The organism is Amycolatopsis sp. NPDC057786 (genome assembly GCF_042797905.1).
Lineage (GTDB): Bacteria > Actinomycetota > Actinomycetes > Mycobacteriales > Pseudonocardiaceae > Amycolatopsis.
Genome location: NZ_JBHVKW010000028.1, coordinates 57,868 through 73,133 on the forward strand (window position 1 = coordinate 57,868; position 15,266 = coordinate 73,133).

14 protein-coding genes are annotated in these 15,266 nt (G+C 68.8%); 6 read left to right on the forward strand and 8 right to left on the reverse strand.

Going from position 1 to position 15,266, the window contains the following annotated elements; all coding sequences use genetic code 11:
* Window positions 1–73: 73 nt before the first annotated feature.
* Window positions 74–2,317 (forward strand): helicase-associated domain-containing protein, encoded by a 2,244-nt coding sequence (locus ACFVM3_RS17445; RefSeq protein ID WP_378439821.1) that lies wholly within the window; start codon window positions 74–76, stop codon window positions 2,315–2,317.
* A 138-nt stretch (window positions 2,318–2,455) separates the two neighbouring features.
* On the opposite strand, the gene ACFVM3_RS17450 is transcribed toward ACFVM3_RS17445, so the two are convergent.
* From ACFVM3_RS17450 to ACFVM3_RS17485, 8 genes are all read right to left on the reverse strand, one after another.
* Complete coding sequence (locus ACFVM3_RS17450) at window positions 2,456–3,049, reverse strand: hypothetical protein (protein WP_378439823.1); 594 nt, start codon at window positions 3,047–3,049, stop codon at window positions 2,456–2,458.
* Window positions 3,050–3,372: 323 nt separating this feature from the next.
* Window positions 3,373–3,960, reverse strand: a complete 588-nt coding sequence (locus ACFVM3_RS17455; RefSeq protein ID WP_378439825.1) for a DUF742 domain-containing protein — start codon at window positions 3,958–3,960, stop codon at window positions 3,373–3,375.
* A 3-nt stretch (window positions 3,961–3,963) separates the two neighbouring features.
* Window positions 3,964–4,383 carry a roadblock/LC7 domain-containing protein gene (locus tag ACFVM3_RS17460; RefSeq protein ID WP_005156190.1) on the reverse strand — a complete coding sequence of 140 codons (420 nt, stop codon included), beginning with the start codon at window positions 4,381–4,383 and terminating at the stop codon, window positions 3,964–3,966.
* 428 nt (window positions 4,384–4,811) lie between these two features.
* Window positions 4,812–5,420, reverse strand: a complete 609-nt coding sequence (locus tag ACFVM3_RS17465) for an ATP/GTP-binding protein (RefSeq protein WP_007033392.1) — start codon at window positions 5,418–5,420, stop codon at window positions 4,812–4,814.
* Window positions 5,401–6,183 (reverse strand): DUF742 domain-containing protein, encoded by a 783-nt coding sequence (locus ACFVM3_RS17470; RefSeq protein ID WP_125683850.1) that lies wholly within the window; start codon window positions 6,181–6,183, stop codon window positions 5,401–5,403. Before ACFVM3_RS17470 ends, ACFVM3_RS17465 begins: the two co-directional genes overlap by 20 nt.
* 25 nt (window positions 6,184–6,208) lie before the next feature.
* Entirely contained in the window at window positions 6,209–6,667 is a 459-nt protein-coding gene (locus ACFVM3_RS17475) for a roadblock/LC7 domain-containing protein (RefSeq protein ID WP_085939650.1), read from the reverse strand.
* Window positions 6,668–6,687: 20 nt separating this feature from the next.
* On the reverse strand, window positions 6,688–9,789 hold the full coding sequence (locus tag ACFVM3_RS17480; protein WP_378439844.1) for a nitrate- and nitrite sensing domain-containing protein: 3,102 nt from the start codon (window positions 9,787–9,789) through the stop codon (window positions 6,688–6,690).
* 609 nt (window positions 9,790–10,398) lie between these two features.
* The gene (locus ACFVM3_RS17485) at window positions 10,399–10,641 is read right to left on the reverse strand and encodes a hypothetical protein (protein ID WP_378439827.1); all 243 of its coding nucleotides are present in this window, start codon (window positions 10,639–10,641) and stop codon (window positions 10,399–10,401) included.
* On the opposite strand from ACFVM3_RS17485, the gene ACFVM3_RS17490 reads away from it, so the two are divergent.
* From ACFVM3_RS17490 to ACFVM3_RS17510, 5 genes are all read left to right on the forward strand, one after another.
* Complete coding sequence (locus tag ACFVM3_RS17490; RefSeq protein ID WP_378439829.1) at window positions 10,631–11,473, forward strand: ABC transporter substrate-binding protein; 843 nt, start codon at window positions 10,631–10,633, stop codon at window positions 11,471–11,473. The genes ACFVM3_RS17485 and ACFVM3_RS17490 overlap by 11 nt on opposite strands.
* A 308-nt stretch (window positions 11,474–11,781) precedes the next feature.
* Window positions 11,782–12,726: an ABC transporter substrate-binding protein gene (locus ACFVM3_RS17495; protein ID WP_378439831.1), complete on the forward strand. Its 945-nt coding sequence runs from the start codon at window positions 11,782–11,784 to the stop codon at window positions 12,724–12,726.
* 8 nt (window positions 12,727–12,734) lie between these two features.
* Window positions 12,735–13,505 carry an ABC transporter permease gene (locus ACFVM3_RS17500; protein ID WP_378439833.1) on the forward strand — a complete coding sequence of 257 codons (771 nt, stop codon included), beginning with the start codon at window positions 12,735–12,737 and terminating at the stop codon, window positions 13,503–13,505.
* A complete protein-coding gene (locus tag ACFVM3_RS17505) occupies window positions 13,502–14,335 on the forward strand; it encodes an ABC transporter permease (protein WP_378439835.1) in 834 nt (277 codons plus the stop codon). The genes ACFVM3_RS17500 and ACFVM3_RS17505 overlap by 4 nt, the downstream gene beginning before the upstream one ends.
* 19 nt (window positions 14,336–14,354) lie before the next feature.
* Complete coding sequence (locus tag ACFVM3_RS17510) at window positions 14,355–15,233, forward strand: ABC transporter ATP-binding protein (protein WP_378439837.1); 879 nt, start codon at window positions 14,355–14,357, stop codon at window positions 15,231–15,233.
* The last annotated feature ends 33 nt before the right edge of the window (window positions 15,234–15,266 follow it).

The following is a 15,266-nucleotide window of genomic DNA, read 5'->3' on the forward strand; positions in this document are numbered from 1 at the left end:
CAAGCCGTTCTCAGGGGACAGTCTGCCCGAACGCGGCTGCCGCGCCACCACCCGCCCGGTATCCTGGTCCTCTATGCCCGCGCCCTCCCTGGCGGACTGGCTGCGCCAGGAGTCCGACGACGCTCTCGCGGCACTGCTGCGCACGCGTCGCGACCTGTCCACGCCGCCCCCGTCCGACACCATCGTGCTCGCCACCCGGGCCGGCACGCCGGGCTCCGTCGCGCGCGCCTGCGAAGACCTGGACACCTTCACGCTCGCCGTCCTCGACGCCCTGCTGCTGGCGGGTGCCGACACCGAGCCGGTCGCCTCGGCCGAGGTCGCGCGGCTCGTGGGCGAGAAGATCGGCGAGCCGCTGGCGCTGTTGCGGAAGCGCGCCCTGGTCTGGGGTGAGGACGACGCGCTGCGCGTCCCGCCATCGGCCCGCGACGCGCTCGGCCCCTTCCCCGCCGGGCTCGGGTCGTCGTCGCCCTCGCTCGCCGGAGCGGATATCGGAGCCGCGCTCGCGGAGGTCGGCGAGGACGAACGCGCCGTCCTGACGACGCTGGCGGCCGGGCCGCCGATCGGCCGGACCCGGGACGCGGCGGCCGACGTCCCGCTGGAGCGGGCGCAGAACCCGGTCCAGCGTCTGCTCGCGCGGGGCCTGCTGCTGCGCCGGGACGACCAGACCGTCGAGCTGCCGCGGGAGATCGGGATCGCACTGCGCGGCGGGTCGGTGTTCGACCCGGCGTCGCTGCGCGAACCGGAACTCCCCACGCATCCGCATCAGCCGTCCACAGTGGACAAGACGGCGGCCGGCGAGGCGATGGAGTTCTTGCGCCAGACCGAAAGTCTGCTTCGCACCTGGTCGGAGACGCCACCGCCGGTGCTGAAATCCGGCGGGCTCGGGGTCCGCGAACTCAAGAAGCTCGCCAAGGATCTCGACGTCGACGAGACACGGGTGACGCTGCTCGCGGAGATCGCGGTCGGCGCCGGGCTGGTGGCCGACAGCGAAGCGACCACGCCGGAATGGGTGCCGACGACGCTCACGGATTCCTGGCTCGCGTCGCCGACCGCGCAGCGCTGGATGACGATCGCCCAGGCCTGGCTCGAACTGCCCCGGCTGCCAGGGCTCGCCGGCGGACGGGACGCGAAGGACAAGCCGATCGCGCCGCTTTCGGAGGACCTGCGCCGTCCGCTGGCGCCCACGTCGCGGCGGCGGATCCTGCTCGCCCTGGCCGCGCTTCCCGATGGCGCGGGTGTGAAGAGCACCGACGAACTGGTCGCCGCGCTCGCCTGGCGCGCGCCGCGGCGGGGCGGGCGGCTGCGCGACGAGACCGTTCGCTGGACGATGGCCGAGGGGGCCGCGATCGGCCTGATCGGGCTCGGCGGCCTCACCACGGCGGCACGGGCGCTGCTGGCCGAAGACCGGCCCGGAGCGGTCGAGGCGATGATCGACGCGCTGCCCCGTCCGGTGGACCACGTCCTCGTCCAAGCCGACCTGACCGTGGTCGCGCCAGGGCCGCTGGAGGCCGAACTCGCGGCCGAGATGACCGCCGTCGCCGACATCGAGTCCTCCGGGCACGCGACCGTCTACCGGATCACCGAGACGTCCGTGCGGCGCGCCCTCGACACCGGTCGGACCGCGGGCGAGCTGCAGCAGCTGTTCTCGACGCGGTCGGCGACGCCGGTGCCGCAGTCGCTGAGCTACCTGATCGACGACGTCGCCCGCCGGCACGGGCGGCTGCGCGGCGGGGCCGCCGAGTCGTTCCTGCGCTGCGACGACGCGTCGCTGCTCGCCGAGGTCATGGGCAGCCCGGTCGCGACGGAGTACGGCTTGCGGATGATCGCGCCGACGGTACTCATCAGCGCGTACCCGCTCGCCGAAGTCCTCGACGCGCTCCGCGCCGCCGGGTTCGCCCCCGCCGCCGAAGGGCCCGATGGACGCGTCATGGACATCAGGCCGTCTGGACGTCGCCTTCCCGCGAAAGCGCGTGCCGCGCGTCGTGCGCCTGGCGAGCCCGCCGGGCTGACCGACGACCAGGTCGGCAAGATCGTCGCGCACGTCCGGGCCGGTGACGCCGCTTCGGCGCGCCGTCGGGGCGAGACGGTGCGCGCGCCGCAGGGTGGTGGCGCCGGGGACACGTCCGCGACGCTGGCGCTGCTGTCCCAGGCGACCATCGAGCGCCGTGAGGTGTGGATCGGGTTCGTCGACTCACGCGGGACGGCGAGCCAGCGGGTGGTGCGGCCGCTGCGGGTCGGCGGCGGGGTCCTCGAAGGGACCGACAACGAGCGCTATCCGCTGCACCGGATCACGTCGGCCGCCCTCGTCGAGGACTGACGGACACCGCGATCACGACGTGCTCTGCCGCGACGACTGATCTACACTGTGTTCGGAGCGTGACGTCGCGGACGTCAGGCGAGTCGCAAGGCCAGGTGCACCCGGGGCAGACCGGGACCCTGGCCTTACGCATGTCCGTCAGCAGTCCGTCTCGACGGCTATCTCGTGCACGAAATCCTCGATCAGCCGACAGTGGCCGGAGCCGCTGTCCTTCCTAGCCCTGATCGCGCCGGCGACGATGTCCGCGGCCCAGAGCAGAGGTTCGTCCTTGCCTCGTTCGTGGGCGACCCGGAACGGGGTGCCCTTGGGCAGAGCGAATCTGGCGCCCTTGACCGTCTCGACATCCCGAGAGTCCAACGTGGCCGTGCGCGCTTCGAGCACGAACATCTCCACGTCGAACGCGGCGAGTTCGAGTACCAGGCGCCGGAGGCAGCAGGCCCTGGCACGTTCCTGCCGTCGACGGGGTACCGGTGAGCCGACCGCGACGAGGTGAAACCCGTCGAGATCCGCGAGGGTTTTGACGGCGGCCTCTTGCTCCGCGGGATCCATCTCATTCCAATGGAGTTTCGGGATACGCCGCCGTCCTCGAAGCTCCGACATGACGGCACGGATCTCGTCGTGTACCGCTGGGTCGAAGACGGCCGCGGCGAGCACATAGAACCCGTCGACGTCGGATTCCTTGAAGGATTCGTCACCGAACGCGCGGATCGGGAACCGGCCCCTTGATGACATCGCGTGATCTTATGTCACGCCATGCAGTCAACCGCGGGCGTGGGTCAGAGGGAAGCACTCGCCTCGTTAGTGGTTAGACCAGCTGTTCGGTGCGAAGATCCTTGAGCACCATCGACAGAGCCTCGCCGTGAGTCGGCCAGTCCGGTGTGCCGATCCCGGCCGAATGCAGCGCGGCACGGACAGCGGCGTATCCCTCGGCGATGGCTTGGTTGACGGAGGCAGATCTGGCCTGCCCCGAGGGCGGATCGGTGTCCCCAATGCGACATTGGGGACCCCTGACCGAGAGCGCCGTCCAGCCTTCAGAGGACTAAACGCGGGTGGAGTCAGAGGGCGCGCAGGCCTTGCAGCACCCGCTCCATGAAGGCGCGCGAAGAGGTGTCGCCGAGGATCAGTTCCGTCTGGTGGATCAGCACCAGCCCGGCGTCCGCCATGTCGCCCACGAGCACCTTCACCACGCCCAGCGGCAGCCGCAGATGCGCGGCGATCTCCGCGATCGACCGGGTGTCCAGGCAGAGGTCGCAGATCTGGCGGTGCTCGGGGGTCCGCACGCCGCGGTACCGGCGGCCGTCCTCGCTGGTCGACACCAGCGCCTCCAGCGCGAGGTCGTGCGCGGTGCGGGTGCGCCCGCCGGTGCGGGTGTAAGGCCGGACCCGGGAGCCTGACGTCGGCAGGTAGACCGAAGCGGGGGCGACGTCAGCGGGCGCGGGACGCGGCGGCGACTGGCGGATCGGCGAAGGCATCGACGGAGGCGCGGGAGGCGGCTCCGGCGGCGCGGCCGGGCGCCGCGGCATGACCGTGCTGATCGAGCTCAGCTCGAAACGGCTCGGCGAATCGAAGGCCTCGCGTTCGGTGCCCTGATAGAGGGAGTCCCAGCCGGACGGTTCCGGTTCGGTGAATCCGGTGATCTTCATCGGTCACCCACGTACGCCGCCCTGGAGCTGCGCGCGCAGCTCGGGCGTGATCTGCTGGCCGACCCGCTCGACGAGCAGGGTCATCTCGTAGGCCACGGTGCCGATGTCACAGGTCGGTGCGGCCAGCACGGCGAGTGACGAGCCGTCGGCGACCGACATCAGGAAGAGGTAACCGCGTTCCATCTCGACGACGGTCTGGTTGACCCCGCCCGCGTCGAAGCAGCGCGCCGCGCCGGCGGTGAGGCTGATCAGCCCGGAGGCGACCGCGGACAGCTGTTCGGCCCGTTCCTGCGGCAGTCCGTCCGACGGCGCGAGGAGAAGACCGTCCGCGGAGACCAGCACGGCGTGCGCGGCGCCGGGAACCCGGCGCGCGAAATCCGTGATGAGCCAGCCGAACGAGCTTTGCTGCCCGGATGCCGTCACAAGTCCTCCTCGCTGCTCAAGACCACCTGGGCGGCGTGGTCCGGGCGTCTCCCGCCGACCTGCACCGATCCCGGCACCGGCGAGCCGAAAGACGCCTCCACCCAGCGTATTCGTCCCGTCGATCGTGTCGAGCCCGCCACCCGGCCACCGGCGTTAACCGAACGTGAACGTCCAGCCGCTCACCGCGTCGACCCATCGCGAACCACGCATTCGTGGGTCACCCCGTGGTGGCCGGGTGCGACCGGGCGTGAACCGGTGTCCGCGCAGGTCATCGGCGTCCTGATCGCCCGATCGGGTGGCGCCGACGCCGGATCGCGTGAAAGGGGTCGCCCCGCGGTCGATCCGACCGGTGACGCCACTCCCCGAAGCGGGTGAAGCCTGCCGAGTTCACTCCAACGGCCGCATCCGCTCCGGGCTTTCGTCTGTTTCTACCCCGCGCGCAACGCCGAATCGTGTGCGATGGCGTGCTGCACGACCGAGATCAACACCTGCTTGGCGGACTCTCGTTCCCTGGCGTCACAGGCCATGATCGGCACGGACGGGGAGATCGTCAGCGCGTGCCGGACGTCCTCGATCTGGTGGTGCAGCAGCCGGTCGAAGCAGTTGATCGCCACGACGTACGGCAGCTTCCGGTTCTCGAAGAAGTCGATCGACGGGAACGCGTCGGCGAGCCGCCGCGTGTCGACCAGCACCACGGCACCGATGGCGCCGACCGCGAGGTCGTCCCACATGAACCAGAACCGGTGCTGGCCCGGCGTACCGAACACGTACAGCACCAGGTCCGAGTCCAGCGAAATCCGCCCGAAGTCCATGGCCACGGTCGTCGTCGACTTGTTCGGGGTGGCCGAATTGTCGTCGACGCCGGTACTGGCCTCGGTCATCATGGCCTCGGTGGTCAGCGGATCGATCTCCGAAACCGCTCCGACCAGCGTGGTCTTCCCCGAGCCGAATCCGCCAGCGACCACGATCTTGGCCGACGAAGTCGGTCCGGTCACCTGCGGCGCATTCGCGTCGGAGTCAAATTCTCCGAAGCCCACTGAGCACCCTCTCCATGAACTCGATACTCGGCCGGTCACCCACGTTCTGGCTGGCGCTGTGCACCAGGACCAGACCGAGGCCGGCCACGTCTCCGATCAGCACCCGGACCACGCCGAGCGGCAGGCGCAACAGCGCCGCGACTTCGGCGACGGACCGGGTGTCCAGGCAAAGGTCGCAGATCGACCGGTGTTCGGGGACGCGTACCCGGTCGAGCACACGTCCCTGTTCGCTGGTCGAGATCAACGCCTCGATGGCAAGGTCGTACGTCGGCTTGGTCCGCCCCCGCGTGCGGAAGTACGGCCGGACCAGGCCGGAGGATTCGACGTCGGTGGTGTACTGCTCGTCGACGTACTCGTTCTGTGCCTGCTGCGGCAGTGCCGCGGCGAGCGGGTCGGCGGCGGCCGCCGCCCGGCGCTCCTCCTCCTTGTCGAAGGAGAACTTGGCGAACTCGCCCGAGTCGTACAGCGGGCCGCTGCCACCACCGAACAGTTCCGCCCCGGGGCCGCCGAGGAGGCGTTCCCGGTAGTCCGAAACGCTGAAATCGGCGGGTCCCTGACCCGCGTTCGAATCGGTCAGCCAGCGGGAGGCCTCGTCCGGGGACACGGGGTCGTTGTCCGACCCCTGTGCCCGCCGCGATCGCCATTCGCGGTCGACCCGGTCCCGGAAGGACGTCCAGTCCTCCCGGCCGTCGTCACGTTCCGACCACCCGCCGGAGAAGTCGTCACCGAGCCGGCCATCGCCCCTCAAGCGCCCGTCGTCCACGGCATTCTCCTCGGTTCCCGGTCGCTCAGCGGCGGACCGACGCGCCCTGCAGCTGCGCGCGCATCTCCGGTGTCAGCTGTTGCCCCACCCGTTCCACCAGCAGGGTCATCTCGTAGACGACCAGGCCGATGTCGCTCTCCGGCGAGCCGAGGACCGCCAGGCAGGACCCGTCGGACACCGACATCAGGAAGAGGAAGCCGTTGGCCATCTCGACCACCGTCTGCGCGACCGTGCCACCTTCGAACACTTTCGCCGCACCGCGGGCGAGGCTCGTGAGCCCCGACGCGACGGCGGCCAGCTGATCGGCCCTGTCCTTGGGAAGTCCCTTCGACGAGGCCAGCAGCAAACCGTCCGCCGACACCACCACGGCATGCGCCGCGCCCGGGACCCGGTGCACGAAATCCGTGATCAGCCAGGCAAAGCTGCTCGTGTGTCCTTTACCCTGCGCCTGGCCGCCAGGCTGCGCCGGACCACCCGGCTGCATCGCACCCGCCCGTGTCACTGTCACTCCTTACTGCTGTCATCGGCAGAGGTATCCCTGCCGGTCACCGGAACGCCGTTGTCATCCAGCGCATCGAGCGGACGTTCCTTCAACGCGTGCCGTCCCGACTTGTAGCCCTGCTGGAAGCTTGCCATCCGACTCCGCGCCGCCGTCGCCGAGCGGGCGATCGCACCCGTGCCCGGCATTCCGGAGGTCTTGTCGGCGAACGAGTCTTCCTTCTTCGGCTCGTTCCCGCCGATCGAGCCGGGGACGAGGTACTGGTTCGGCACCCGTTTGGGCAGGCCCGCCGGGGTGATCTCGTCGTTCCGGTCTTCGTACAGGACCTGTGCCGCCTGCCAGCCGTCGTCCGACGCGCTGCGCCAGCCATTGTCCTGGAGCGTGGTCTCCGGCGGAACACTCCGCGGGGTCCGAGTGGGCAATACCTCTCCGGAAGTGTCCTCGGCGATGGGTTCCTCCGCTTCGACACCACCGTTACGGGTCGTCGCGGACGCGTCGGACTCGACCGGCTCGGTGTACGTGGTCGGGCTGTCGCCCCCGGCCTCGTCACCTTCGCTGAACCAGCGCGAGAGCACCGACTGGTAGATCGGCAGCCGCCGGGTGGGCACGTCGTCGTCGAGCGCCGACTTGCCGGCGTCCGAAGAGTTCTCCGGCTTGTTCTGCGGCTCGACCGGGGTGTACTTCGGCTCCCGCTTCGGCAGCACCAGCGACGCGAACTGCGTCTCGGTACCGCTGGAGGCACCGTCGCCGTTGGTGGGCGAGATGTCTTCGGCCGTCGGCCACGCCGGGGTCTCCTCGGCGGGCTTCGCGGGGCTGAGGAACGGCCCGGCCGCGTTCTTGCCCGCGACCAGGTCGTCGAGACTGATCGGCTGGTCGAGCGGGACGAGCCCACCTTGCTGCGCGACCGGCTGCGAAGCCGGCGGCTTCGACGGCGGCGGCGGGGTCATCTCCAGGCCGCGGTCGGAAGCGGGGATGTTCGGCAGCGAGGTCGACATCTCCGACACCGACGGCATCGAGGGCATCGACGTTTCCGAGCGGTTCGCCGGCGGCGGGGTGTTGCGCACTCCGGGCCGCATCTGCGTGAGCAGCTCGGCGGGCACGACGACCCGCGCGATCACGCCGCCCTCGATGTCCTCGTTCTCCCGCAGCCGGACCTCGATGCCGTGGCGGCGCGCCAGGCGCGCGACCACGTACAGGCCCATCCGCCGGGTCACCGAGACGTCCAGGTCCGGCGGGTCGGCGAGCCGCTGGTTGACCTCGGCGAGCCGCTCCTCGGTCATGCCGACACCGTGGTCGGTGACCTGGATGGCGAGCGCCTTCTTGCGGGTGATCACCGCGCGGACGGTCACCTTCGTCTCCGGCTCGGAGAAGTAGGTGGCGTTGTCCAGCAGTTCCGCGAGCACGTGCACGAGGTCGTGGATCGTCAGGCCCTGGACGGCGACCTCGGGGACGATCCCGATCTCGATCCGGGCGTACTGCTCGATCTCCGAGACCGCGGCGCCGATGACGTCGGCGGCGGGCACCGGCTTGGGCACCGACTTCGCGAGACCGGCGCCCGAGAGCACCAGGAGGCTTTCACCGTTGCGGCGCAGCCGCGTGGCGAGGTGGTCGAGTTCGAACAGGCTGGCCAAGTGGTCCGGGTCCTGCTCGTCGGCCTCGAGCCGGTCGATGACGCCCAGCTGGCGTTCCACCAGCCGCTGCGACCGGCGGGACAGGTTCACGAAGATGCCGTTGACGTTCTCGCGCAGGAGGGCCTGCTCGGCGGCCATCTTGACGGCCTGTTCGTGGACGACGTCGAACGACCGCGCCACTTCACCGATCTCGTCACGCGAAGTGACGGGCACCGGCTCGACCGACCGTTTCGAGGCGTTGACCGGGTCCGGGTCGTCGAGGATGGCTTGCACGGTTTCCGGCAGCCGTGTGTAGGCGACGTCGAGCGCCGTCTTCCGCAGCACCCGCAGCGGGCGCAGCATCATGCGGGCGATCACGAGCATCAGGAACAGCGCCGCGAGCAGGGCCAGCAGCACGATCGCGCCACCGATCCACGCCGAGTTGATCGCGTCGGTGGCCAGTCCGTCGGCCTGTGCCCGCAGCTGGCCGAGCAGATTGGTCTCGACCGCGCGCAGCTTGTCGAGCGCGACCCGGCTGTCGTTGCCGAGCGCGACGTTGTCGATCGACGGCGGCTGGTTCTGCTGGTGCAGCGCGAACGCCATCGTGGTGATCCGGCGGCGGTCGTCGACCTCGGGGCCGGAGAAGGTGTCCGAGTAGAGCTGCCGCTGTTCGGGGCTGGCGTTGTTGATGAAGGCCGCCGTCGAGGCGTCGCCGCTCGCGACCGCCGAGCGGGCCTGGTCGAACAGGTCGCCGGGGAACCCCGCGCGGAAGGAGGCGATCAGCAGCGCCGCGTCACCGCGGGCGATGAACTCCTTGCTCTCACTGATGGCCTGCACGGTGACGCCGAGCCGGAGCACGTCGCGGTTGGCGACCGCGGTCGTCACCTCGCGGCCGAGCTGGACCAGCGAGTCGAGGATGCCGGAGTAGGCGATGAGGACCGGGGTGTCGCCCAGTAGCGAGGTGTTCATCGCGCCGCGCAGCGGCCGCAGGGCGTCGAGCCGCTGCAGACCACGCGAGTAGCGGTCCCTCGTGTCCTGATCGTCCGGGTTGATCTGGTTCGCCGAAGCGCGCAGGTCGTCGACGGCACGGTCGACCTTGGCGATCTGCGCGTCGAGACCGTTCTGGCGCGACGGGTCACCGGAGGCGATCTTGGCCACGGCGAGCGCGCGCTCGCTCTGCAGCTCGTGCACCACGAGTGTGATCTTGTCGGCGAACGCGACCTGGTCGGCCGTGTCCTGGAACCGGGCCGCCTCGCCGCTGTCGTCGATCACGCGCAGCGTGCCGAGCGCGAGCGCCGTCAGCGTCGGAATGATCAGGACGGCCGCGAGCTTCGATCGCAGACGCCAGTTACGCAGGCCCAGGAACGACCCGGCCTTCCCGCCAGGACCGTCTCCGGTATCCCGCGCAGGGGCCCCTCCCACCCCCGCGGTGTCTTCGTTCGGCACCGCCGCACCACCATCATCTTCATCCGGGCCGGGAAAGCCCATTTTGGACATGCCGTTCTCGAACTGGCCGTACTGCTGCTGTCTGGGTCGGTTGTCGGGGCCCACTACCGGCACGCTCCCGTCATCCGGGAGGGACGCGCACGGCGTGAGTATCCACTCATCCGAATGAGGAAGTCGTCTTTGCCGCGATCTCTCAAGTGCACTTGACCGAAACCCTGCTCGGTGCCATTGGTCTGTTCGGCCTAACCCGCCAGTGCGCGGGCGCGCACCAGTGAAGCACGGACGTGTTCACCGTGTTTGACACAGAGTGCCTTGCACCTCGGGAAAGGTCCAGAGCGTTCGGCCATCCAAGGCACTCTCTTTCACTACATCAGTGGTCCACACCTCACTACCGGTGCATGAGGGTAGCGAACGGGAGGCCCAGATGTAACCCTTCGGTCAAGACCTGCGAGTAAGCCCCGGACGGGTCTTGACCCGTCGCGCTCAGTTGTCAACAAGTCCCCGGCGCGAACACGCCCAGTTGTGTTCACTTCTGACAAACAACCTGTTCGGGTGATCGTTACCACTTGGGATCATGGGATGACCACCCATTGTGAGCACAGTGTGTCTTCTCTACAGTGGGCCCTGACTTGAGACAAAGAGTCACTTCCGAATTCCACATCAGGCCACGTCATCACGTGTCCCTCCCCTCATCAGGAGCACCACTTTGCTTGGCTCTGCAAGCTCGAAGAAGGCCTTGAGCGTCAGCCTGGGTCGGCGTGGAGCCCTCGCATTCGCGATGGCGGCCGCGGTTTCGGTATCGGTCAGCGGTTGCGGCCTCCTCGGCGGCGACGATTCGTCCTCCTCCGGCGGTTCGGGGAACCTGGAGAAGTCGAAGATCAAGGTCGCCGTGATGTCGACCATCGACGTTGCCCCGCTGCGTCTCGCCCAGGACGGCGGCTACTTCAAGAACGAAGGTCTCGAGGTCGAGGCGGTGGAAGCCGCGACCGGCCAGGTCTCGCTGACCAAGCTGATCGGCGGCGAGGTCGACATCGCGTACGCGAGCTACACGCCGTTCTTCATCGCGATGAGCAAGAACACCGCCGACATCAAGCTGGTCGCGGACGCCTCCTCCGCCGGCCCGAAGAGCACGATGCTGGTCACGCTGCCGACGTCCACGGTGAAGAGCGTCGGCGACCTGGCGGGCAAGAAGATCGGCATCACCGCGCCGAACACCGTGTCGGACACACTGTCCAAATCGGTCATGAAGGACCACGGCGTCGACGCCAGCAAGGTCCAGTGGGTGCCGATCCCGCTGCCGAACGTCGGGACCGCGCTCAAGAACGGCGACATCGACGCCGGCTTCCTGACCGAGCCGTTCATCACCCAGACCGCCAAGCAGGCGGGCACCGTCCCGGTCGTGGACACCGCCACCGGCGCCACCCAGGACTTCCCCACCGCGGGCTACGGCTCGCTCGGCAAGTTCGTCTCGGAGAACCCGAAGACCGTGGCCGCCTTCCAGCGCGCCATGCAGAAGGCCACCCGTGACGCGGCGGACCGGTCCAAGATCGAGCCGCTGCTGGTCAAGTACGCCAAGATCGACCAGGACACCGCCGCGCTGACCACGCTGCTGACGTTCCAGTCCACCCTGGACCCCCGCCGCATCCAGCGGGTCCCGGACCTGCTCCTGCAGATGGGCGCGATCCAGAGCAAGATCGACGTCGGCCCGATGATCGCGGCGCAGAGCACGAGTTGATGACTCGTGGTTACGCCGGATTGCCCATCCACGCGGAATTCGATCACTGAAAGTAATGTTGTCCAAGCGGGTGATCAGGTGATCGGGCGAATGGCCTAAAATGATCACCCGCTCACGACACCCATTGTGAGCAGGTGGGCAAATCTCTAAGGTGACCGCGTGCCTGGCGAATCGAAGCCACGACACGGATGAAAAAACCCCAACGGTGATTCATTGTTTCCGAGGAGCTGGCTTTGTTTCGAAACGCCATGAGCAGGAACGGTGCACGTAGAGGACGGGGTGCCGTCAGCGTCGCCCTGAGCGCGCTCATGCTGGCCACGTTGGGCGCCTGCGGCGCACTCGGCGGCGAGGACACGTCGAAGGCGTCGGGCGGCGAAGGCGGGCTGGAGAAGCCGAAGATCAAGGTGGCCCTGCTGCCCGTCGTCGACCTCGCGCCGCTGCGGCTGGCGCAGGAAGGCGGCTACTTCAAGGCCGAAGGTCTCGAGGTCGAGGCCGTCGACGCCCCGAGTGGCCAGCAGGCGATGACCAAGATGATCGGTGGCGAGGTCGACATCGCCTTCTCCACCTACTTCCCGTTCTTCGTCGCGAAGAGCAAGGGCGCGGCCGACATCCGGCTCGTCGCCGACTCCGTTTCGGCCAGCCCCAAGAGCAACGCGGTCGTCACCGTGCCGACCTCGCCGGTCAAGACGATCAACGACCTCGCGGGCAAGAAGATCGCGATCACCGACAAGAACACCGCCTCCCACCTGCTCACCGTCTCGGTGATGAAGGACCACGGCGTGGACACCAGCAAGGTCCAGTGGGTGCCCATGGCCCTTCCGAACATCGCCGCGGCGCTCTCCTCTGGCCAGGTCGACGCGGGCTACCTGCCCGAGCCGTTCCTGACCCAGGCCTCCAAGGTCGTCGGCGCGACCCCGGTCGTCGACATCTCGACCGGCGCCACCCAGGACTTCCCCCTGGCGGGCTTCGGCGCGCTCGGCTCCTTCGTGGACAAGAACCCCAAGACGCTGGCCGCGTTCCAGCGCGCGCTGGGCAAGGCCGTGCGCGACTCGGCCGACCGCTCCAAGATCGAACCCCTCATCGTCAAGTACGCCAAGGTCGACGCCGAAACCGCTTCACTGCTCACGCTGCCGACGTTCGGGTCCACACTGGACGCCCGTCGCCTGCAGCGAGTGCCCGATCTGCTGCAGCAGACCGGCGTGATCACGGCCAAGCTCGACGCCGCTCCGATGCTCGCCCCTCAAGCTGGATAAAGGTCAAGGTGCCACGACTTCTCCGTGCCCTGGCCGGTCTGGCCGGTTTCTTCCTCATCTGGGAAGTGATCGTCCAGGCCGGCCTGGTCCGTAAAGAGTTCCTCCCCCCGCCGTCCGTCGTCCTCGTGACGATCTTCGAACAGTTCGGCGAGACCCAGTTCATCCGGGATCTGGTCGCCACGTTCCTCGCGTGGGCGATCGCCCTGCTGATCGCGGTCGCCATCGCCGTGCCCGCCGGCCTGCTGCTGGGCAGCATCCCCGGCCTGCGCACCGCGACCGCGGTGGTCATCGAGTTCCTGCGGCCGATCCCCGCGGTCGCGCTGATCCCGCTGGTGCTCCTGCTGATCGGCGGCGGGCCCGAAGCGAAGATCACGCTGGCCGTGTACGCGTCGTTGTGGCCCATCATGTTCAACACGATCTACGCGCTCGGCGAGATCGACCCCGTCCTGCTGGAGACCGCGAAGGCCTGCGGTACCGGCAAATTCCGGACACTGACGTCGGTGGCGCTGCCGCATACCGCGCCGTTCGTGTTCACCGGGGTGCGGCTGTCCGCCAACATCGCGCTGATCGCGGTGGTCAGTACCGAGTTCCTCGCCGGCGCCAAACTCGGCATCGGCAACTTCATCATGCAGGCCAGCACGGGTTCGACCAGGTTCGACCTCGTGCTCGCCGGCACCGTGGTGGTCGGCGCGCTCGGCTTCCTCATCAACGGCGGACTCGAGATGATCGGCAGGCGGGCGTTCCGCTGGAGCACGGTCGACCGGGAGGCGGTCTCGTGACGACCCTCACGCTGACCAGCCGCGTCGGCAGGCGCGTCGGCCGGGGTATCGGCATCCTGGTCCGCAACTGGCTGCTGTTCTTCGCACTGGTCGGGATCTGGGAGCTCGCGACCCGGCTCGCGGAAAGCCCGTTCTTCCCGCCACCGTCCGAGATCCTGTCCGCCTCGGTGAAACTGTGGTTCACCGGTCCGGCCTCACAGCTGTTCCTGACCGACACCGTGTTCGACAACGTCCTGCCGAGCCTCGGCCGGACGCTCGGCGGCTGGCTGCTGGCCGGCGCCCTGGGTGTCGCGCTGGGTGTCCTCTTGGGACGGTCGAAGACCGGGATGGACTACGTCGGACCGCTTTTCGCGTTCTTCCGCTCGGTGCCGCCGCCCGCGCTGATCCCGGTGTTCATCGTCCTTTTCGGACTCGGGCCGGGGATGCAGACCGGGTCTATCATCTTCGGCGCGATCTGGCCGGTGCTGCTCAACACCGTGGACGGCGTCCGGTCGGTGGACCAGGTGAAGATCGACACCGCGAAGTCGTTCCGGACGCCCCGGTCGTACTGGGTCCGCTCGATCGTGCTGCCCGCCGCCGGGCCGAAGATCTTCGCGGGACTGCGGCTGAGCCTGTCCATCTCCTTGCTGCTGATGGTGATCTCGGAACTGGTCGGCTCCTACAACGGCATCGGCCGGTCCCTGATGGACGCCCAGCAGGCGTTCGACTTCCCGCTCATGTGGTCGTGGCTGGTCCTGCTCGGACTCCTCGGCTTCGGGTTCAACGCGGCCTTCCTCGCGGTGGAGCAGAGAGTGCTTCGCTGGCAGCCCACCCGCAACGGCCGTCTCTAGTTTTCGAAGGGTCAGCAAGATGTCAACCATGCTCGAAGTCTCCGGGCTGAACCACCGGTACGGCGCGGGAGAAAAGGCGCATATCGCGGTCAACGACCTGTCGTTCACCGTCGAAGCGGGACAGCTCGCGAGCATCGTCGGCCCGTCGGGCTGCGGCAAGTCGACGCTCCTGCGCTGCATCGCCGGGCTGATCAAGCCGACGTCCGGCCGCGTCAGCCTGCACGGCGACGACGTCTCCGGCGTCCCGGAGGATCTGGCCGTCGTGTTCCAGGACTACAGCCGCTCGCTGTTCCCCTGGCTCTCGGTCGAGAAGAACGTCGAGTTCCCCTTGCGGTGGCGCAACTTGAGCCGCTCGGAGCGCCGCACGCGGGCGCAGGAGGCGCTGGAGTCGGTCGGTCTCTCCGGGGTCGGCTCGAAGTTCCCGTGGCAGCTCTCGGGCGGTATGCAGCAGCGCGTGTCGATCGCGCGGGCGCTGGCCAGCCGTCCCGCCCTGCTCCTGATGGACGAGCCGTTCGCGTCGGTCGACGCGCAGACGCGGTTCGAGCTCGAAGACCTGACGCGGCGCGTGCAGCGCGAGAACGGGAGCACGGTCCTCGTCGTCACGCACGACATCGACGAGAGCGTCTACCTGTCGGACCGGGTACTGGTGCTGTCGAAGTCGCCCGCGAAGATCGTCGCGGACCTGCCGGTCGGGCTGCCCGCGGAACGGGACCAGATCACCACGCGCGAGTCGGCGGAGTTCGTGACGCTGCGCGGTGAGGTCGCGCGGCTGCTGCACGGCGGCGCTCCGGAAGCCGTCACCGCCGCTTCGGACGCGGCCGAGTACGAGCTGGCGCAGCAGGAGGCTTCGGCCGCCTCCGATGTCGACGCCGAGGCCGAGGCGCGCGCGAAGAGCTGACGCTCGAGTACATGAAGGCCCCCTTCCTTGCGC

What these genes read in the sequence shown, in the direction of transcription:
- ACFVM3_RS17445 (WP_378439821.1), top strand. Translation starts at nt 74, where the DNA reads ATGCCCGCGCCCTCCCTGGCGGACTGGCTGCGCCAGGAGTCCGACGAC.
- ACFVM3_RS17450 (WP_378439823.1), bottom strand. Translation starts at nt 3,049, where the DNA reads ATGTCATCAAGGGGCCGGTTCCCGATCCGCGCGTTCGGTGACGAATCC.
- ACFVM3_RS17455 (WP_378439825.1), bottom strand. Translation starts at nt 3,960, where the DNA reads ATGAAGATCACCGGATTCACCGAACCGGAACCGTCCGGCTGGGACTCC.
- ACFVM3_RS17475 (WP_085939650.1), bottom strand. Translation starts at nt 6,667, where the DNA reads ATGCAGCCGGGTGGTCCGGCGCAGCCTGGCGGCCAGGCGCAGGGTAAA.
- ACFVM3_RS17480 (WP_378439844.1), bottom strand. Translation starts at nt 9,789, where the DNA reads ATGTCCAAAATGGGCTTTCCCGGCCCGGATGAAGATGATGGTGGTGCG.
- ACFVM3_RS17490 (WP_378439829.1), top strand. Translation starts at nt 10,631, where the DNA reads ATGTCGACCATCGACGTTGCCCCGCTGCGTCTCGCCCAGGACGGCGGC.
- ACFVM3_RS17485 (WP_378439827.1), bottom strand. Translation starts at nt 10,641, where the DNA reads ATGGTCGACATCACGGCGACCTTGATCTTCGACTTCTCCAGGTTCCCC.
- ACFVM3_RS17495 (WP_378439831.1), top strand. Translation starts at nt 11,782, where the DNA reads ATGCTGGCCACGTTGGGCGCCTGCGGCGCACTCGGCGGCGAGGACACG.
- ACFVM3_RS17510 (WP_378439837.1), top strand. Translation starts at nt 14,355, where the DNA reads ATGTCAACCATGCTCGAAGTCTCCGGGCTGAACCACCGGTACGGCGCG.